General features: G+C 62.8%; 20 protein-coding genes, 1 tRNA gene and 1 pseudogene. 13 read left to right on the top strand and 9 right to left on the bottom strand.

Annotated features, from left to right (window positions below; genetic code table 11):
• Both MAXJ12_RS20920 and rpiA read right to left on the bottom strand, forming a co-directional pair.
• A partial coding sequence (locus MAXJ12_RS20920; protein ID WP_008837975.1) for a DUF2059 domain-containing protein occupies positions 1–531 on the bottom strand: 531 nt, incomplete at its 3' end.
• 18 nt (positions 532–549) lie between these two features.
• Positions 550–1,248: a ribose-5-phosphate isomerase RpiA gene (gene rpiA, locus MAXJ12_RS20915; RefSeq protein WP_008837974.1), complete on the bottom strand. Its 699-nt coding sequence runs from the start codon at positions 1,246–1,248 to the stop codon at positions 550–552.
• Positions 1,249–1,409: 161 nt separating this feature from the next.
• On the opposite strand from rpiA, the gene gph reads away from it, so the two are divergent.
• The 3 genes from gph (at position 1,410) to MAXJ12_RS37705 (ending at position 2,750) form a co-directional block, all read left to right on the top strand.
• Positions 1,410–2,093, top strand: coding sequence for a phosphoglycolate phosphatase (gene gph / locus MAXJ12_RS20910; RefSeq protein WP_008837973.1), 684 nt, complete (start codon positions 1,410–1,412; stop codon positions 2,091–2,093).
• 68 nt (positions 2,094–2,161) lie between these two features.
• A tRNA-Val gene (locus tag MAXJ12_RS20905) sits at positions 2,162–2,236 on the top strand.
• Between the two features lie 373 nt (positions 2,237–2,609).
• Positions 2,610–2,750, top strand: coding sequence for a hypothetical protein (locus tag MAXJ12_RS37705; protein WP_157999644.1), 141 nt, complete (start codon positions 2,610–2,612; stop codon positions 2,748–2,750).
• A gap of 182 nt (positions 2,751–2,932) precedes the next feature.
• Here MAXJ12_RS37705 and MAXJ12_RS20900 read toward each other — a convergent pair whose 3' ends face one another.
• The 4 genes from MAXJ12_RS20900 to MAXJ12_RS20885 all read right to left on the bottom strand — a co-directional run bounded on the left by MAXJ12_RS20900 (position 2,933) and on the right by MAXJ12_RS20885 (position 7,019).
• The gene (locus MAXJ12_RS20900; protein ID WP_008837971.1) at positions 2,933–3,445 is read right to left on the bottom strand and encodes a hypothetical protein; all 513 of its coding nucleotides are present in this window, start codon (positions 3,443–3,445) and stop codon (positions 2,933–2,935) included.
• 183 nt (positions 3,446–3,628) lie between these two features.
• Positions 3,629–5,494 (bottom strand): L,D-transpeptidase family protein, encoded by a 1,866-nt coding sequence (locus MAXJ12_RS20895; protein WP_008837970.1) that lies wholly within the window; start codon positions 5,492–5,494, stop codon positions 3,629–3,631.
• Between the two features lie 236 nt (positions 5,495–5,730).
• Positions 5,731–6,006 carry a hypothetical protein gene (locus MAXJ12_RS20890; protein ID WP_008837969.1) on the bottom strand — a complete coding sequence of 92 codons (276 nt, stop codon included), beginning with the start codon at positions 6,004–6,006 and terminating at the stop codon, positions 5,731–5,733.
• A 107-nt stretch (positions 6,007–6,113) separates the two neighbouring features.
• On the bottom strand, positions 6,114–7,019 hold the full coding sequence (locus MAXJ12_RS20885; protein WP_008837968.1) for an alpha/beta hydrolase: 906 nt from the start codon (positions 7,017–7,019) through the stop codon (positions 6,114–6,116).
• A 47-nt stretch (positions 7,020–7,066) separates the two neighbouring features.
• Between MAXJ12_RS20885 and MAXJ12_RS20880 the strand changes: the two genes are divergently transcribed.
• The gene (locus MAXJ12_RS20880; protein ID WP_008837967.1) at positions 7,067–7,519 is read left to right on the top strand and encodes a MarR family winged helix-turn-helix transcriptional regulator; all 453 of its coding nucleotides are present in this window, start codon (positions 7,067–7,069) and stop codon (positions 7,517–7,519) included.
• A 12-nt stretch (positions 7,520–7,531) separates the two neighbouring features.
• Here the strand turns inward: MAXJ12_RS20880 and MAXJ12_RS20875 are convergent, their stop codons facing one another.
• Entirely contained in the window at positions 7,532–8,143 is a 612-nt protein-coding gene (locus MAXJ12_RS20875; RefSeq protein ID WP_008837966.1) for a pyridoxamine 5'-phosphate oxidase family protein, read from the bottom strand.
• A gap of 188 nt (positions 8,144–8,331) precedes the next feature.
• Between MAXJ12_RS20875 and MAXJ12_RS20870 the strand changes: the two genes are divergently transcribed.
• Positions 8,332–8,709, top strand: coding sequence for a nuclear transport factor 2 family protein (locus MAXJ12_RS20870; protein WP_244421536.1), 378 nt, complete (start codon positions 8,332–8,334; stop codon positions 8,707–8,709).
• A gap of 20 nt (positions 8,710–8,729) precedes the next feature.
• On the opposite strand, the gene MAXJ12_RS20865 is transcribed toward MAXJ12_RS20870, so the two are convergent.
• A complete protein-coding gene (locus tag MAXJ12_RS20865) occupies positions 8,730–9,083 on the bottom strand; it encodes a gamma-butyrobetaine hydroxylase family protein (RefSeq protein WP_040587179.1) in 354 nt (117 codons plus the stop codon).
• Between the two features lie 214 nt (positions 9,084–9,297).
• On the opposite strand from MAXJ12_RS20865, the gene moaA reads away from it, so the two are divergent.
• A complete protein-coding gene (moaA, locus tag MAXJ12_RS20860) occupies positions 9,298–10,293 on the top strand; it encodes a GTP 3',8-cyclase MoaA (RefSeq protein ID WP_008837963.1) in 996 nt (331 codons plus the stop codon).
• 94 nt (positions 10,294–10,387) lie between these two features.
• On the opposite strand, the gene MAXJ12_RS34530 is transcribed toward moaA, so the two are convergent.
• A complete protein-coding gene (locus tag MAXJ12_RS34530; RefSeq protein WP_008837962.1) occupies positions 10,388–11,053 on the bottom strand; it encodes a hypothetical protein in 666 nt (221 codons plus the stop codon).
• Between the two features lie 331 nt (positions 11,054–11,384).
• On the opposite strand from MAXJ12_RS34530, the gene MAXJ12_RS20850 reads away from it, so the two are divergent.
• The 7 genes and pseudogenes from MAXJ12_RS20850 to MAXJ12_RS20820 all read left to right on the top strand — a co-directional run.
• The gene (locus MAXJ12_RS20850; RefSeq protein ID WP_008837961.1) at positions 11,385–12,305 is read left to right on the top strand and encodes a DMT family transporter; all 921 of its coding nucleotides are present in this window, start codon (positions 11,385–11,387) and stop codon (positions 12,303–12,305) included.
• Positions 12,306–12,307: 2 nt separating this feature from the next.
• Positions 12,308–13,513 (top strand): multidrug effflux MFS transporter, encoded by a 1,206-nt coding sequence (locus MAXJ12_RS20845; protein ID WP_008837960.1) that lies wholly within the window; start codon positions 12,308–12,310, stop codon positions 13,511–13,513.
• A gap of 23 nt (positions 13,514–13,536) precedes the next feature.
• Positions 13,537–14,055, top strand: a complete 519-nt coding sequence (gene mobB / locus MAXJ12_RS20840; RefSeq protein ID WP_008837959.1) for a molybdopterin-guanine dinucleotide biosynthesis protein B — start codon at positions 13,537–13,539, stop codon at positions 14,053–14,055.
• A gap of 161 nt (positions 14,056–14,216) precedes the next feature.
• On the top strand, positions 14,217–14,999 hold the full coding sequence (locus MAXJ12_RS20835; protein ID WP_008837958.1) for an ABC transporter substrate-binding protein: 783 nt from the start codon (positions 14,217–14,219) through the stop codon (positions 14,997–14,999).
• Between the two features lie 106 nt (positions 15,000–15,105).
• Positions 15,106–15,816 carry an ABC transporter permease gene (locus MAXJ12_RS20830; RefSeq protein ID WP_008837957.1) on the top strand — a complete coding sequence of 237 codons (711 nt, stop codon included), beginning with the start codon at positions 15,106–15,108 and terminating at the stop codon, positions 15,814–15,816.
• Entirely contained in the window at positions 15,813–16,640 is an 828-nt protein-coding gene (locus MAXJ12_RS20825) for an ABC transporter permease (RefSeq protein ID WP_008837956.1), read from the top strand. The genes MAXJ12_RS20830 and MAXJ12_RS20825 overlap by 4 nt, the downstream gene beginning before the upstream one ends.
• Positions 16,641–16,656: 16 nt before the next feature.
• Positions 16,657–17,436, top strand: a pseudogene (locus MAXJ12_RS20820) (NAD(P)-dependent oxidoreductase); the annotation flags it as partial.

The following is a 17,436-nucleotide window of genomic DNA, read 5'->3' as shown; positions in this document are numbered from 1 at the left end:
GGTAGCGGCGGGCGCAGTCTGGGCGCGGCCGCCGGTCTTTTCCAGGAGCGACTTGCCGACAACCTCTGCGAGATCGCGCACGATGCCGCGCTGCCAGATGTCGGCCGCCTTGGTCACCTCGCGGGTGACGATCGGGCCGTCGGCCAAGAGCTTCTTGCCGGCCGGCGAATTGTAGAAGGTGGCGATGGCGTTCAAATCCTCGACGGGGAACACCCGCGCATAGGCGAGGCCGGCTTCCTTTTCGAGGTCGGCGCGGCGGCCGGCCATTTCGATCGCCTTCTCGTCGACCGTCGTCGTGATGAGCTCCTGCAGGTCCGGATTCTTCTCGATCAGCGTCGACTTCAGCGCGGCGGCCGCCGCTGGAAGGATGCCGTCGAATATGTCGGTGGCGTTGATCGCATCCACTGCCTCGCGCGCAGCCTGGAGGTGGGCGTCGGAAATCTCCTGCGCGAAGGCCGGTGAGGCGGTTGCGACAATGACCGAAGCCGCCAGTGCGGTGGATAGGCGACGAACGCGGTGGACCAGCGTCATGATAGGTAGAACTCCTGTTTAGCTTGCCGCATGAACCGTCCGGATGCCATCGGCGCCGGCGATGATCGCGACGTCCGCAAGGCCCAGAAACAGGCCATGCTCGACGACGCCCGGAACGGCATGAAGACCATTTGATAGCGCTCTTGGATTGGGAATGCGGCCAAAAGATGCGTCGATAATAAAATGCCCACCGTCTGTAACAAACGGCTCGCCATTCGTCATCCTCAATGTCAGCGGACCGGAAAGCCCGGCCGCATCGGCCGCACGAGCGATTGCCAGCCTGGTCGCGCCGAGACCGAATCTGTTTACCTCGATCGGCAGCGGAAACCGCCCCAGCGTCTCCACGAGCTTCGATTCGTCCGCGATCACGATCATGCGCGAGGAGGCGGCGGCCACGATCTTTTCGCGCAGCAATGCGCCGCCGCCGCCCTTGATCAGAGCAAGCTTGCCATCGACCTCGTCGGCGCCGTCTATTGTGAGATCGAGCTCGGGCGTTTCCTCAAGCGTCGACAAGGGCACGCCGAGTTCGCGGCAGAGCGCTGCGGTGCGCTCCGAAGTCGGCACGCCGACGATCTTCATGCCGGCGGCAACTTTCTCGGCGAGCAGACGCACGAATTCTTCGGCAGTCGAACCGGTGCCGATGCCCAGCCGCATCCCGTCCCTTACGTGGCCGAGAGCCGCGCGCGCAGCTTCGATTTTCAACGCCCGTGCATCCATGCCTGTTTCGCCACCTCAAAATTGCGTCGGGCGCTCCTAACATCTTTGCGAGACAGGGCAAAGCTCTTGTGCACGGAGGCGGGAACGGGTTGCGCCGGCGCGACCCGCAAGCTATCGCCTCATACATCGCCCCCGCCAACCGTCGGTCGCCGAGACTCCTGATGCGCAAGCCCATCATCGTATTTGACCTCGACGGAACGCTCATCGATACGGCGCCCGACCTGTTGGACAGCCTTAACCACAGCCTCGGCGCCGGCGGCATCGCCCACACGGACGCGGCGGGTTTCCATCAATATGTCGGCCATGGCGGCCGCGTCATGATCGAGCGCGCCTACGCCGCACAGCAGAAGATGCTGGCGGTCGAGGAACATGACCGGCTTCTCGCGCTGTTTCTTGACCATTACGGCGCCAACATCCCCGGCAAGTCACGCCCCTACCCCGGCGTTCCGGCAGCACTCGACCGGTTTGAGAGCGCAGGGTTCAATCTGGCGATCTGCACAAACAAGACCGAAGCATTTTCGCGCAAGCTGATCGGCGCGCTCGGCATGACACATCATTTCGCAGCCATATGTGGAGCCGACACATTCGCCTTCCGCAAGCCCGATCCGCGGCACCTTCTGGAGACCATCGCCAAGGCCGGCGGCGATCCCGATCGGGCAGTGATGGTGGGCGATTCGCGAACCGACATCGACACGGCCAAGGCCGCCGGCATTCCGGTGGTGGCCGTCGATTTCGGCTATACGGACAGGCATGTTCGGGAATTCGAGCCGTCCGTGATCATCTCGCATTTCGACGAACTCACGCTCGACCTTACCGGGCGGCTGATCGAGACCGCCAACGCGTGATTGCCGTCCTTGACTTGCATGACGGCTCTATCCTATATCGCGGCTCGCTTGGCCTTCGGGCGACGAGCGGGCGATTAGCTCAGCGGGAGAGCACACCCTTCACACGGGTGGGGTCGCAGGTTCAATCCCTGCATCGCCCACCATTTTCCACAATGAAATCAATGCTAAGTGACTGGACGGCCTGGCGCTTGTAGCGCGATCTTGCAGTTTCTTGCCGGAACATGCAGCGAACAGAAGACATCTTCCCGTACAAATCCCGTATACGGTTTCGGCTTTCATTCTCGCGAGTGGTAATCCGGCGCGTAGAATCGCATTGACGCCCGCATTGGGTGCCCGTCATGGTGGCGGCCGGAATTTGGGGAGAGGCAGGATGCTTGTTAGGATACTGATGATCGGAATGCTCGCTGCCCTTGCTGGCTGTCAGACGCCGCGGCATGAATGTGTCGAAATCCCCAATGACCTCGTTGAATGCAACTAGGCATCCGGATGTAACTCACCCCATACGGCGGCGATGACTTGGAAAAGGGCCACGGCTCCGATGAGGGTGGGGCGGTGGGGCACTGCTCCAAGGCCGGTCGCTGGGCCAACATGTCGCTGATGCTGCGCACCTACGTCCACGCTGCTGCAAACGACCGCGGCAAGCGACGGAAATCATGACAGAAAACGCCGATTCAAGCGTGCCCTTCACACGGGTGGGGTCGCAGGTTCAATCCCCACCATTTTCCCAACAGAACCAATACCTGCTTTTCATTCGATGGCGCGCTGAGCGTCTGATTTTGCAATTGCCGGCGATTATATCTTTGACAAACCCGGACGCTCATAGGCGGCTACCACCAGCTTCAGCAATTTGTTCGGCGGGCAAAATGTTCATACGTGATTTGCCAAGGGTCGCTCTCGGCAGATCTTTCCTCGCCGATCCAATGGAAGCTGTCGGCCGTGATCTCAGTGAAACGCCATCGAGCTTGCAGACCACGCGAATCATCGCCGATCTGGACGATGTCCTTGCCCTCGGCCCGCCCGATCTGGCGCGAGTAATCCTGGTTGAGCGGGTCGCTCCAGATGATGTGCCAGCCGCCGATCCCTGGATCGAAGATGCGCAAGGTGGTGCCATACATCGTGGACGGCGCTGGGCGCTTGGGCCTGATCCAGACGTCCTGGATCGCGCGACCTTCGAGCACCCAGCCGAAATGGATCTCTCCATCCGATTTCTGGATTGTGCCGTCGTCGAGGTGGCGGACCGTGTCCATTTCCCAGCTTCCGATCAGCCACCCATACAGGTCCATGTCTTTCGCCCGGTCGGCTGGGGAACCTTCGGATCCGAGCGCCGTGAAAAACGAAGAGATCGTCGTCATGGTTATCTCCTATGGATAAGCGAGCCGCCGCAAGGCGACGGAACATTACCGCCGCAACTTGCAGCGTTGCTGTTTCCGGGGCTTGGGGAAAATTGCTATAATGCCGCCATGGATGGAGATCGCCAGCGAACGCGATGGCGAGGCCGGAACCCACGTCTTCCCATGCTGAGGGAATCGCTTTCCTCAGATGCTCGATGCGCGAAGCTCGTCGGTCTTTTCCAGCGCCGTTTTCAGGCGGGCGTCGCGGTCGTAGACGTCGCCGAAATACTCGACCTTGCCGTTGATGTCCGGCCAGGCGGTGAAATAGGCGACGTAGACCGGGATCTTGCGGGTCACCTTCTCCGAGGAATGTCCCTGCTTCAGCTTCGCCTCGATATGCTGGACGGTCGTGCCGAGCACGGCAGCGGCCATGCCGCGCGGATCCTTCAGGCGCACGCAGCCATGGCTGAAGGCGCGTGAATCGCGGTCGAACAGCGCCTTCTGCGGCGTGTCGTGCATGTAGATGGCGTGCTTGTTGGGGAACAATATCTTCAGTTCGCCGAGCGCATTCGCCTCGCTGGGCGTCTGGCGCACGTTGAACGGAATCTTCGAGCCGTATGCCCCCCAGTTGATCGCCGAGGACGGAATGCGCCTGCCCCTGGCGTCGGTGACCTCGTAGCCGGAACGGTCGAGATAGCCGGGATCGCGGCGCAGCCTGGGCAGCATTTCGTTGACGATGATCGACTGCGGCACGCCCCAATAGGGATTGTAGTCGACCTGCTCGATCTCGTCGTAGAAGAAGCTGGTCTGGTTCGAGGGCTTGCCGATGACCACCCGCATATTCAGCTTTTCCTGGCCGCCCTCGATGTAGCTCGCCGTGTAGGCCGGCTGGTTGATGAACACGCGCGGGCTGCCGAGATCCGATGGAAGCCAGCGCAACTGTTCCAGCGCGAAGGCCACTTTATCAAGGCGGTCGGCCTTGGAGGTACCAGCGAGCGTGCCGACGGTGCGAGGGCCGATGACGCCGTCGGGCTTCAGGCCGTTCTTCTCCTGCACGGCCTTGATTACCGGCACGAGCTCTTCGGAATAGACTTCACTCTTTCCGAGCCGCCACAGCGTTTCGCCATGTTCGCCGCCGAATTCGTCGTCGACGTTGCGGGCGATGAGCTGCAGCAGCTTGGGCAGTTCCGGACTGGTCTGGCCGGGCTTCAGGAGAAGCTTGGCGTCGACCACGATCGCGTTTTCCGAACTTGCCCGCAGCGCCTCCAGTTCGACCCGCAGCGCCTGGTATTCAGGGCTTTGCGGATGACGCGATTCGAGGAAGGTCCGTACTTCCGTGGTATGCGCGAGCGTCTTCAGGACGCCGGCAAGATCGATCGGCTTGGCGGGAAAGTCATGATAGCCGGACAGCCGGTTCGGATCGATGCGGCCGCCCTGGGCGTCGCGGACATAGCGCAGGACGCGCGCCGACAGGGCCATTTCGAAACGCACCATCGCGCGCTGGCGCGCGGCGGTATCGTCGAGCGAATAGGCGGCGGCAGGGATGGTGACCGCATAGTCGGCAGGCGACAACCCATGGCTGTCGGCCTCGCTGAGGACCCGCACCGCCTCCCTGGCACGGCCGTTGGCGCTCGAGCCGGTCACCCAGATGAACTCCGGATTGGCGGAATAATAGTCGGCCAGGGCCTTGGCTATGTTCTTTTCCGCAAAAAGGTCGAAATCGGCGAGGCCCGTGGCGGCGGCTTCGCGGAAAGCTGTTCCGGTGAGCGTCGGTTCAAAACTGACGGTCTGGCTGGCCGCGGACAAAGCGGAGAAATCGACCCGCACGAGAGGATCGACCTTGTAGGTATAGTAGGATGGCCCGGTGATCTTAGGCGCCGGGGCGGCGCTTCTATGTTGCCTCTGCACCCGCGGGCGCTGCGGCGGTTCGACTCGGCGGCTATTGTTGAGACCGCCGCCGAACAGGATGTCGAACAGGTTTTGCGCATGGCTCGGCGGCGCACCGAGAGCCAGCGTGATGGCGACCACCGCCAGCGGAAGCGAACCGATCGTCTTTGTCACGAAACCCATGAGAATACCTGTTCCGATCGGGCATTGCCGACCGGCTCCTGTTGTCCGCCGCGAGATTGGTCGGCCCGCCGATTAGCGGCTCAGCCCGCGACTATACCGATTCATACCGATTTCGTTAAGAGTCTATAAATTTTCGACCACCTCCTGTTGTCTCTCTGCGCGGAGAACTTCGCGCATGAAGCGCGCATTCTCGATCTTCTCACAGCATTCCGAGCGCCGGCGCGCTCCTCGTCTTTCTAGTCGTTGCGTTCCGACTGCGACCCGCGGCGCTCTTCGATTTCCCGCTCCATCTCGCTCTGCCAGCCGCTCTGCTGACGCTGCGGCATATCCTCGGACCGGCTCTGGCCGCGGCCAGGGGGTTGGCTCTGCTGGCGGCCCCTTTCGGCTCGGCTTTCATCGTTTTCGCGCGGGGCGCCGCTCTGCTGGCGCGCACGCTCGCGCTCAGCCTGCTCCTGCTGGAGGCTGCGGTTCTGGTCTCTATCCTGATCGGTTTCGCGATGCCGCTTGTTCATTGTGCCGCTCCTCCGTTCCGGTGCCGTATGTATGACCGAAACTCCCAACCGCCGGATTTGGTTCACGAGAATCGACGCCCGGCGGCGGCAAAGGGAGCGGCAGGAGCCTAGTGCATGAGGGCCGGCTCGCGCCGTTCGGTCACGAAACCAACCGAGAGTTCCACCACCGAAGGATCGGACAGGATGCGGCGGTGGCCAAGGCCATCGGCCGAGTAAAGCCGGACGTGATCGCCGGCGGATGCGAGCGCCCTGGCATCGTCGGCAGGCACCTCGCGGTCGTCCGGAGCATGAATGACCAGCGCCGGGATCGGGACGCTGGCGAGTTGCCGCGATCCGGTGAATTCGGAGAGCACCCGCCCGGAAAGCCGGTGGACCTGACCGGCCATGGCGGAATATGTCCGCCGGCCGAGATTGACGAAGCGGCCAAATCCCTCGAACAGATCCGACATGGAATTGGGCGCGGCGATCAGCACGAGGCGTTCAGCCGCCAGAGGCGCGATGCTCGGGACGGAGCCGACGGCGGCATTGACGGCGACCGCGCCGCCGAAGGAGTGGCCGATAACCGCCGCGAACGGCCCGAACCACTCGCCTGCCGTCTGAGCGGCATCGACTGCGGTCACCATGTTCAGCCGCCGGCCGGATGAGTGGCCGTGGCCGGGAAGGTCGAGCGACATGACGCGAAACCCCGCACCGCGAAAGCCCTCGATCAATGAGCGCATATACTCCGTGCGCGAGCGCCAGCCATGGATGACCAGCACCGTACCGATCGGCTTCCGAGCCGGCCGGAACTCGTGCACCATGACGCAGCCGGAGCGGGTTCGCAGGCGGTGATGACGCGCCTCCTGCATGAACGGTCCGGCCTGCAGGATCGCGCGGCGCTCGCCTGCGGTCAGCGAGCGCCGGCCCGGAGTTCGGCAAAACAAATCGAACGCCGCGCGGCCGGCCAGCGATGGGGCGACATGCTCCGCAGCCCCGAACAAACCGCGGATGACCTTCAATCCAAATGATGCCATAGTTGCGATCCATCCATTAGTTCAATCATGAACATACTAGTTCAACTATGAACAATAAACAAGACCTGCCCTGGGACAATCCGCGCTTCCGCAACTGGATTGCCCTGGTGCGCGCCGAAAAGGCGGTGGTGAACGCGCTGACCAAGGCGCTGCAGCCGCTCGACCTGAAACTGGCGCAGCTCGACATGCTGATGAACCTTTACCGCCATCCCGGCATGTCGCAGCACGACCTCGCCCGCAAGCTTCTGGTCGGCCGCTCGAACATCACCATGCTCCTGCCCCAGCTCGAGCACCGCGGCGTCGTGCGCCGCGAAAGCGATATCAAGGACAAGCGCATCATGCGCCTCTCGCTGACCACTGAGGGTGAGGCGCTGCTGATGCAGGCGCTGAAGATCTATTCGACGCTGATCGAGCGGGTGATGGCGCAGTCGAGCCACACGGAGTGTGACCGGATGGGCGAGCAGATGCGACGAATCGAAGAAATGCTGAAAGAAGGCTGACTGACCTTCGGATCACCACATCGTCTTTTTCGCCCGTTCCGGCCATTCACGGTCGTAGGCTGCACCGTCGATTTTGTTCCTGCTCGTCGCCGCAAGTATATTGCCCGGCGTCGGCAGCGATTTCGGGTCGATATGCCGTTCGGGATTCCAGAGTTCCGAGCGGTGGATGGCGCGGGCGCACTGGAAATAGACGGATTCCACCGAGATGACGATGACCGACCGCGCCGGTTTGCCCTCGATGGCGAAGGATGCGCAAAGGGCGGCGTCGGTGGTGATATGGGCGCGGCCGTTGACCCGCAGGGTGGTGCCGGAACCGGGAACGAGGAACAGCAGCCCTACCCTGCCGTCGCGAACGATGTTCTTCAGCGAATCGGCCCGGTTGTTGCCCCTCCGGTCGGGCATCATCAGCGTTCTCGGATCGTGGATGCGCACGAATCCCGGCACGTCGCCGCGCGGCGAGCAGTCGAGCCCCTCCGGTCCGCTGGTCGCCAGAGCCACGAATGGCGAAGCTTCGATGAAGGCCGCATATTCCGGAATGATGCTGTCGAGTTCCTTGACCAGCGAGGCCTCGCCAGGCAGGCCGTACAGCGCCTCGAGTTCTTCGACCGTGGTGATTTCCGACATTGCCAGTTCTCCGGGAAGATCCCGTATAACAGGACCGTAACGGTTTCGCGACGCATGGTGCTTCGGATGGCAGGTATCGGGTGTCGGGACGTCCGCCAGGCTATACATAAAAGCCCCAGTCAAACTGGAGCCCGATGATGACACAGCAGCACGATAGCACGCGCGCCGCGATGGAACTTCTCGAAAACATGTTCGATGTCGAGATGCGCTATCTGCAATCTGGACCAGATGGCGCCGAAATGCTCGCCAGCGCGTTCCATCCGGACGTAATCGTGCATGAGCCGAAATCGCTTCCCTATGCGGGTGATTGGAAAGGTCTTGAAGGCGTCGGCGCTCTTTTCCGCAAGATGCGGGAGATCTGGAGCGATGTGAACGTCGAAGGCCTGCAAGCCGCGCAGAACGGCGACGTGGTGTATATGAGTTGCACGATTTCCCTGGTCGCTCGCGCAAACGGCGCGACCGTGCGGCAGCCGTTCGCCGAAGTGTTGCGTTTCCGGGATGGCCGTTTGCTGGAAGGAACGCCGTTCTACTACGATACCAACGAAATCCTGTCCGCGCTCGGCTGACCGCGGCGGCGCTGGAGTATCTAGCGGTCCCGGCTCAGGCCCTTTTCCGCGAGCTCGTCAAGATAGGCCTGCCAGCGCTCGTCCTTTTCGTGGCCGAGCGTGTGGAGATAACTCCAGGTAAAGATGCCGGTGTCGTGCATGTCGTCGAAGGTGATGCGCACCGCGTAATTGCCGACCGGCTCGATCTTCAGGATGGCGACGTTGCGCTTGCCCGGCACGGTCACGCGCTGTTCGGGCGAATGGCCCTGCACTTCGGCTGATGGCGAAACCACCCGCAGGAACTCGGCCGGCAGATCGAACGGACGGTGATCCGGGAACGTGACCGTCAGCATCTTGCGGTCCTTGGAGACCCGGAGTTCCTTGGGCGCCGTCATCATGTTCGCTCTCGCCTCATACCTAGTTTTGGCCACTCCTACGCCGATTTGCCACGCGCGCAAAGCGGCCATGATTCCCACCGGCGGCGCGACATTGCGGCGTCATATTCGAGATTGTTACCAGAGCCCGGGAAGGAATGGCTTGATCGCGGCGCCGGATCGTACGACATAGTCAGATATAACGACCTCCGCGATTGCACGGGAAGCGTCTGGCATGAACATGATCGACCCCTTCGGCCGAACGATCAGCTATCTGCGCGTGTCGGTGACCGACCGCTGCGACTTCCGCTGCACCTATTGCATGGCCGAGGACATGGCCTTCCTGCCCAAAAAGGATCTGCTGTCGCTCGAGGAACTCGACCGGCTGACGACGGTGTTCGTCGAAAAGGGTGTGAAAAAGCTCCGGCTGACCGGCGGCGAGCCGCTGGTGCGCAAGAACATCATGCATCTGGTGCGCCAGATCTCGCGCCATCTCGAAAGCGGCGCGCTCGAAGAGCTGACGCTGACCACCAATGGCTCGCAGCTTTCGCGCTTCGCCGCCGAACTCGCCGATTGCGGCGTGAAGCGCATCAACGTCTCGCTCGATACGCTCGACCCGCAGAAATTCCACGCAATTACCCGCTGGGGCAATCTCGACCGCGTCATGGCCGGCATCGATGCGGCGCAGGCCGCCGGGCTGAAGGTCAAGATCAACGCGGTAGCGCTGAAGGGCTTCAACGATGCCGAATTGCCCGAGCTGATGCGCTGGGCGCATGGCCGCGGCATGGATTTGACGGTCATCGAGACCATGCCGATGGGCGAGATCGACGAGGACCGCACCGACCAGTATTTGCCGCTGTCGCTCGTGCGCGCCGGCCTGGAGCGGCAGTTCACGCTGGCCGACATTCCCTACAAGACCGGCGGTCCCGCCCGCTATGTCGAGGTGGCCGAGACCGGCGGCCGGCTCGGCTTCATCACGCCGATGACGCATAATTTCTGCGAAAGCTGCAATCGCGTCAGGCTGACCTGCACCGGCACGCTCTATATGTGCCTCGGCCAGGACGACGCGGCCGATCTGCGCGCGCCACTCAGGGCATCCGAAGGCAACGAGCTCGTCTCGGACGCCATCGACGAGGCGATCGGCCGCAAGCCGAAGGGCCATGATTTCATCATCGACCGCAACACAAGCCGGCCTGCCGTCTCCCGCCACATGAGCGTCACCGGCGGCTGACCTACCGCAATTCCAGGCTGTCCCGGCGACGCCCCGGCGAAACAAGAAGGGCGGCTCAAGCCGCCCTTCTCAGTCGTCAGGCGATGCCTCGGGATCATTTCACCTTGTCGACGTCAACGCCGACAGTGACGGCGCCGATATTCTTGTCTCCGTCCTTGATCGGCAACGAAATCTGGGCGTAGCGGATCCCGTCCTCCTCGACGATGTCGAGAATCTCGATGTCGTTCAAGGCAAAGGTCTTCTGCCACTTGCCCTCGTCGCCCTGGTAGAAGTCGGAGGTGCCGCCGGTCTGCGCGACGTTCCAGCCCCAGCCGTCCATCACGAAGACCTCGGTGACGGCCCCCGCGGGCTGGGCACCTTCCTGCAGCTTGATGAGCCACTTCGAGGCATCGTTCTCGCGGGCGGCCTTGATGAGCTCTTCGCCTGCCTTGACGTGCTCCTCGATCGACTTATCGCCGGCCAATTCCTTCAGGGTAGAGGCAGCCTTCGCCTCTTTCTCGACACCCGACTTGGCGACGCGCCACTGGCCGTCGAGGATATTCGTTTCGTCATAGCCGAGCCGCCTGTGCTTCTCGGTCGACGCCACGATCGCCGCGTTCAGCTCGGCATTGCCAATCAGGTTCGCGGCGACGAAGTCCTTCGCATACTGAACCACCGCGTCGCTAGGCGGATTGGGCGGCGCTGCGTCCTGCGCGACGGCAGCGCCGGTACCGAGCGCAAGCGACAGGGCGACCAACGTAACAATCTTAGAATTTCCCATTTGTCGTTTTCCTCCCGGAGGACTTGTTCCTGCCTCCTGGAACGGAGCACTACCATAGCAAGGCATGAAAGGGAAGCTCTGGCATATTGTATATCTCATACTGCATATTGCATATTGCATACCTGTTGCTGGGGCGGTTGACAGCATCGTCCCGCCGACCTGCGGTCTCCCGCCACATGAGCGTCACCGGCGGCTGAGCCGAACGCCGCTCAGGTTAGAGTCAGTCCGGCAACTTACTTGGCCGCGCAGCGTGGCCCACCGCTTTGCATTTGCTGTTTGGTTCTCGGGTGTTAAATGCGAAGGCAGACAGCCCCGAGAATCGGAAAAAATCTTGCCTCTTTCTCCCAATCTTCGCGGCGCCGTGTTCATGTCGGTGTCTATGGCCGGCTTTACTATGAACGATACGCTGGTCAAACTCGCCTCAGTCGAGATGAATATGGGGCAGGTCATGCTTGTGCGAGGGCTGTTCGCGAGCGCGCTGGTCGGGCTTCTGGCCTGGCATCAGGGCGCGCTGCGGCAGGCGCATTTCGCGCTTCATCCAATGGTCGCGGTACGCGCTGCCGGCGAACTCGGCGCCACCTTCTTCTTCCTGATCGCGCTCGCGCATCTGCCGATCGCCAATGTCTCGGCCGTACTTCAGGCGCTGCCGCTGGCCGTCACCATGGGCGCGGCAATGGTTTTCGGCGAAGGCGTCGGCTGGCGACGCTGGCTGGCGATCACGGCGGGCTTCGCAGGCGTGATGATCATCGTTCGTCCGGGTCTCGAAGGCTTCAACATCTATGCGCTGTCGGTGCTGCTCTGCGTTGTTTTCTGCGCGGTGCGCGACCTTGCGACCAGGCGCATTCCCGGGACCGTGCCGACGCTCCTGATCTCGACCGTCACGGCATGCGTGGTGACCATCTGCGGCGCATTCCTGGTGGCGCCGCTCGGCGGCTGGGCGCCGATGCGCCCCGGCGCTGTCGGGCTGCTGGCCTTCGCCGCCGTGCTGCTCCTCTTTGGCTATCACTTCATCATCATGGCCATGCGCGGCGGCGACATCTCCTTCGTCGCGCCGTTCCGCTACACCGCGCTGCTCTGGGCGATCCTGCTCGGTTTCCTGGTGTTCGGCGACGTTCCCGATGCGGCGATGATCGTGGGCGCGACCATCATCGTCGGCTCTGGCCTCTACACGCTCTACCGCGAACGGGTGGTGGGAAAACAATTGCCTGCCGCGCAAAGTACCAGCCCGGCAATGGCGCCGGACGGCATGTAGCGATGACGATCGCGCCTTACGCCACGAGAACGCCGCCCGGCATCGCCACGCTGGTCATGGCGGCGTCGGTCGGCCCGCTGGCGATGAATGTCTTTCTGCCGTCGCTCCCCGGCATGGCGCGCTACTTCTCCGCCGACTACGCCGTCGTCCAGCTTGCCGTCTCGCTCTATCTCGCCGCAACCGCCCTGCTCCAACTGCTGATCGGTCCCGCCTCGGACCGTTTCGGGCGAAGGCCGGTGCTGCTCGCCTGCTTCGGCATTTTCCTTGTCGCCACCCTGGCCGCAATCTATGCGCCGACGATAGAAGCGCTGCTCGTCTGCAGGATTTTCCAGGGTTTTTCGGCTGCCGGGATGGTTTTGGCGCGCGCGGTTGTGCGCGATACGGTCGAGACCGCGGAAGCCGCCAGCAAGATCGGCTACATCACCATGGGCATGAGCGTCGGGCCGAGGGTTGGCCCGGTCATCGGCGGCCTGCTTGACGAAATCTACGGCTGGCAGTCGGGCTTCGTGCTGACGCTCGTGTTCGGCCTGGCTGCGTACGCCATCGTCCATATCGACCTCGGCGAGACCAATCACGACCGGACGTCGAGCTTTTCCGAGCAGTTCCGGTCTTATCCGGAGTTGCTGGGCTCGCGCCGGTTCTGGGGCTATACGTTGACGGCGACCTTCGCCTCCGGCGCGTTTTTCGCCTTCCTCGGCGGCGGCCCCTATGTGGCGACGGAGATGCTGAAGCTGTCGCCCTCGCAATACGGCATGTATTTCGGCATCATCTCGGTCGGGTACATGCTCGGTAATTTCTTGTCCGGCCGCTACTCGCGATCGATCGGGCTGAACCGCATGATGCTAGCCGGCAACGTCATCGCATGTTCAGGGCTGGCGCTGGCGATGTTTTTGCTTTTGGCCGGCTATCTCCATGCATTGGCGCTGTTCGGCCCGGTCTTCTTTGTCGGCGCCGGCAACGGCATGACCCTACCCAATGCCAATGCCGGCATCGTCAGCGTCAGGCCGCATCTGGCCGGCTCGGCGTCAGGGCTCGGCGGCGCGCTGACCATCGGCGGCGGCGCAGCACTTTCGGTGCTCGCCGGGGCGTTGCTGTCGCCCGAAAGCGGCCCGATGCCGCTGCTGCTGGTCATGTTCATCCCCCTGGCCGCCGCGGGCCTCACTACGCTCTATGTCATTTATGTCGCTCGCATCGCGGGCGAGATTTGAGCCAGCATGGGGGAGATCGGAGCGTGACGCATCGCGTTTTCGGCATAACCGGCTGGAAGAATTCCGGCAAAACCACGCTGACGGAAAAACTGGTCGCCGAACTGACCCGGCGCGGCTGGACGGTTTCGACAGTCAAGCACGCACACCACGATTTCGACATCGACAAGGAAGGCGCCGACAGCTTTCGCCACCGCCAAGCTGGCGCAATGGAAGTGGCGGTCGTCTCGGGCAGGCGCTGGGCGCTGATGCATGAACTGCGCGGAGAGGCCGAACCATCTCTGGATTCGATTCTCGCCAGGCTGGCGCCTTGCGACCTCGTGCTGGTCGAAGGCTACAAACGCGAACCGCACAGAAAGATCGAGACGCGGCGGCTCGAGGCCAAGGACACTGCGCCGCTCTCGGCCTCCGATCCCAACATCGTCGCAATCGCGGCGGACCACGCCGTGTCGGGCGAGACGATCCCCGCCTTCGCTCTCGACGATATCGCGGTCATCGCCGATTTCATCGAGTCTGCCGCCGGCCTGTCACTCGAGGACGGGTGACGCCCGGCCACCGAAGCCGTCGGTCCGTGCTGCGGCTAACACCGCCGTTTTGAGTTGCTTTTTGCCTGAAAACAATGGGAATATCGCGCCGACAGTCGGCACAGGATGCCGCCTGGCGGGCCGTGGGATTGGCGGCCGGGGCAATCACAGAGAGGAACATTATGCGTATTTCACTGCGTATCGCGCTTGCGGCGTCGGCAGCCATGCTGGCGATCGGTGCGGCACAGGCTCAGGAACTCACCCTCAAGATCGGCACCGAAGGCGCCTACCCTCCCTTCAACAACTTGACCCCCGACGGCAAGCTCGAAGGCTTCGACATCGACATCGCCAACGCGCTCTGCGAGGAGATGAAGGCGAAGTGCGAGTTCGTCACTCAGGATTGGGACGGCATCATTCCGGCGCTGCAGGCGGGCAAGTACGACGCCATCATCGCCTCCATGTCGATCACCGACGAGCGCAAGAAGCAGGTCGACTTCACCCAGAAGTACTACAACACGCCGCCGGCGATCGCCGTACCGAAGGATTCCGACGTCAAGGACGTGTCGCCGGAATCGCTCGCAGGCAAGACGCTCGGCGTCCAGGGCTCGACCACCCATTCCAACTTCGCGGAAGCAAAATACGGCGAATCGGACATCAAGATGTATCCGACGGCCGACGAATATAAGCTCGACCTCGCCAACGGCCGCACCGACGCGGCGATGGACGACGTGATCGTTCTCTCGGAATGGCTCGATACGCCCGACGGCGCATGTTGCAAGCTGCTGGGCACGATCGCCCCCGACGAGGCCATTCACGGCCCAGGCGCCGGCATCGCGATCCGCAAGGGCGAGGACGAACTGCGGGAAAAATTCAACGCCGCGATCAACGCGATCCGCGCCAACGGCAAGTACAAGGAAATCAACGACAAATACTTCGACTTCGACGCCTATGGCGGCGAATCCTGAGGCTTCGGGACGGCATCTTTTTGAAGCAAGCGGCGGGACATTTCCCGCCGTTTGCATAGATTGACCGAGCACGTCGCAAGACGGCGGAGACTGGATCAGCGCGCCCATGGATGTCTGGACGCTTATCGGCTTCGGGCCGAACGGCTGGGGTGACGAAATCGCCCAGGGCGTCATTGTGACTGTTTCACTTGCCCTGGCGACGCTCCCGTTCGGTCTCCTACTTGGCTTTTTTGTCGCTCTCGCCAAGCTGTCGCCCGAGCCGCCCCTCCGGCTCGCCGGCAACATCTACACGACCATTTTCCGCGGCCTGCCGGAACTCCTGACGCTGTTCCTCGTCTATTACGGCGTGCAGATCGGCCTTCAGACGGTCGTGCAACTCGTCAGCCCGGGCGCAGCGTTCGAGTTCAACAGCTTCGTAGCCGGCATGATCGCACTTGGCGTGGTCTTCTCGTCCTATGCGAGCGAGGTGTTCCTCTCCGCCTTCCGCGCCATCCCCAGCGGGCAATACGAAGGTGGCTGGGCGATCGGCCTGACGAAGTTCCAGACCATGCGGCTGGTCGTCCTGCCGCAACTGATCCGGATCGCGCTGCCCGGGCTCGGCAACCTCTGGCTGATCCTGCTGAAGGACACCGCGCTGGTCTCGGTGATCGGGCTGGCCGACATCCTGCGCCAGGCAGGCATTGCCGCCCGCGTCAGCAAGGAAGCCTTCCTGTTCTTCGGTATCGCCTGCCTGCTCTATCTGGCGCTGGCGATCCTATCCTCCGTCGCCTTCGCCAGCATCGAGCGCTGGGCGGGCCGCAGCGGGGTGATGCGATGAGCGCCTTGAGCGATGCCGCCGCTGTCGAGCGCCCTCCCGCCCCGCCGCGCACCTGGTCGCGCGAGCGCACCATCGGCGTCGTTCTCCTGGCACTGTGGGCGGCGCTCGGCCTCGGTCTCTTGCTGTTCCTGATCAACGCGTGGGATCCCGACATCTTTTCGCGTTACGCGCCCTACTACCTGTCCGGCCTCGTCGTGACCGTCACCCTGGTCGGGCTCTCGATCGTGATCGGCGCGGTGCTGTCGATCCCGATTGCCTATGCCCGGATGTCCAGCAACCGGCTGCTCTCCGCCTTCGCCTACGGCTATGTCTATTTCTTCCGCGGCACGCCGCTGATCGCGCAGACGTTCCTGATTTATTACGGCCTCGGCCAGTTCCGCGAGGAGTTGCAGGCGGTCGGCCTTTGGACCTTCTTCCGCGACGCCTGGTACTGTGCCGTCACTGCCTTCTCGCTCAACACCGCCGCCTACCAGGCGGAAATCCTGCGCGGCGCCATCGAGAGCGTGCCGAAAGGCCAGTGGGAAGGCGCCGCCTCGCTCGGCCTGTCGAAACTGCAGACGCTGCGCAAGGTGATCCTGCCGCAGGCGCTCATCGTGGCGCTGCGCCCCTATGGCAACGAGATCGTGCTGATGATCAAGGGCTCGGCGATCGTCGCGATCATCACCGTCTACGACCTGATGGGCGAGACCCGGCGGGCCTATTCACGCACCTTCGACTTCCAGACATATATCTGGGCGGCGATAATCTACCTTGCGATCGTGGAGACGCTGCGGCACATCGTGGACTGGATCGAGCGCGGCCTGACGCGACACCTGAAGCGCTGAACTCAAGAGATTCGGAGAGGAGACATCGATGGCGAAAGTCGCATTCATGGGCCTTGGGGTCATGGGCTATCCGATGGCCGGCCACCTGAAGAACAAGGGCGGCCACGACGTCACCGTCTACAACCGCACCGCCGCCAAGGCCGAGAAATGGGTCGCCGAGCACGGCGGCAGCCATGCCCCAACACCGGCCGAAGCGGCCGCCGACAAGGACTTCGTCTTCTCCTGCGTCGGCAACGACGACGACCTGCGCTCGGTGACCATCGGCGACAACGGCGCCTTCGGCGCCATGAAGAAGGGAGCTGTCTTCATCGACAACACCACCGCCTCGGCCGAAGTCGCCCGCGAACTAGCGGCGGAAGCTGAAAAGCGGGGCTTCGGGTTCCTCGATGCGCCCGTTTCGGGCGGCCAGGCCGGTGCGGAAAACGGCGCGCTTACCGTGATGGTCGGCGGCGAGCAGGCGGCGTTCGACAGGGCGAAGCCGGTGATCGACGCTTACGCGAAAATGGTCGGGCTTATGGGACCTGCGGGCTCCGGCCAGCTTACCAAGATGATCAACCAGATCTGTATCGCTGGCCTCGTCCAGGGCCTGGCCGAAGGCATCCATTTCGGCAAGAAGGCCGGTCTCGACATCGAGAAGGTCATCGACGTGATTTCCAAGGGCGCCGCCGGTTCTTGGCAGATGGACAACCGCCACAAAACCATGAACGCCGGCAAATACGATTTTGGCTTCGCCGTCGACTGGATGCGCAAGGATCTGGGCATCTGCCTCGCCGAAGCCGACCGCAACGGCGCGAAG

It is taken from the genome of Mesorhizobium alhagi CCNWXJ12-2, assembly GCF_000236565.1.
Lineage (GTDB): Bacteria > Pseudomonadota > Alphaproteobacteria > Rhizobiales > Rhizobiaceae > Allomesorhizobium > Allomesorhizobium alhagi.
Note: the sequence above shows the minus strand (reverse complement) of the source record. Positions and strands in the feature narration are given on the sequence as shown.

Coding starts and splice junctions, on each gene's coding strand:
- rpiA (WP_008837974.1), bottom strand. CDS start 1,248: ATGGATGCACGGGCGTTGAAAATCGAAGCTGCGCGCGCGGCTCTCGGC.
- gph (WP_008837973.1), top strand. CDS start 1,410: ATGCGCAAGCCCATCATCGTATTTGACCTCGACGGAACGCTCATCGAT.
- MAXJ12_RS20900 (WP_008837971.1), bottom strand. CDS start 3,445: ATGACGACGATCTCTTCGTTTTTCACGGCGCTCGGATCCGAAGGTTCC.
- MAXJ12_RS20895 (WP_008837970.1), bottom strand. CDS start 5,494: ATGGGTTTCGTGACAAAGACGATCGGTTCGCTTCCGCTGGCGGTGGTC.
- MAXJ12_RS20890 (WP_008837969.1), bottom strand. CDS start 6,006: ATGAACAAGCGGCATCGCGAAACCGATCAGGATAGAGACCAGAACCGC.
- MAXJ12_RS20885 (WP_008837968.1), bottom strand. CDS start 7,019: ATGGCATCATTTGGATTGAAGGTCATCCGCGGTTTGTTCGGGGCTGCG.
- MAXJ12_RS20880 (WP_008837967.1), top strand. CDS start 7,067: ATGAACAATAAACAAGACCTGCCCTGGGACAATCCGCGCTTCCGCAAC.
- MAXJ12_RS20875 (WP_008837966.1), bottom strand. CDS start 8,143: ATGTCGGAAATCACCACGGTCGAAGAACTCGAGGCGCTGTACGGCCTG.
- MAXJ12_RS20870 (WP_244421536.1), top strand. CDS start 8,332: ATGTTCGATGTCGAGATGCGCTATCTGCAATCTGGACCAGATGGCGCC.
- MAXJ12_RS20865 (WP_040587179.1), bottom strand. CDS start 9,083: ATGACGGCGCCCAAGGAACTCCGGGTCTCCAAGGACCGCAAGATGCTG.
- moaA (WP_008837963.1), top strand. CDS start 9,298: ATGAACATGATCGACCCCTTCGGCCGAACGATCAGCTATCTGCGCGTG.
- MAXJ12_RS34530 (WP_008837962.1), bottom strand. CDS start 11,053: ATGGGAAATTCTAAGATTGTTACGTTGGTCGCCCTGTCGCTTGCGCTC.
- MAXJ12_RS20845 (WP_008837960.1), top strand. CDS start 12,308: ATGACGATCGCGCCTTACGCCACGAGAACGCCGCCCGGCATCGCCACG.
- MAXJ12_RS20835 (WP_008837958.1), top strand. CDS start 14,217: ATGCGTATTTCACTGCGTATCGCGCTTGCGGCGTCGGCAGCCATGCTG.
- MAXJ12_RS20830 (WP_008837957.1), top strand. CDS start 15,106: ATGGATGTCTGGACGCTTATCGGCTTCGGGCCGAACGGCTGGGGTGAC.
- MAXJ12_RS20825 (WP_008837956.1), top strand. CDS start 15,813: ATGAGCGCCTTGAGCGATGCCGCCGCTGTCGAGCGCCCTCCCGCCCCG.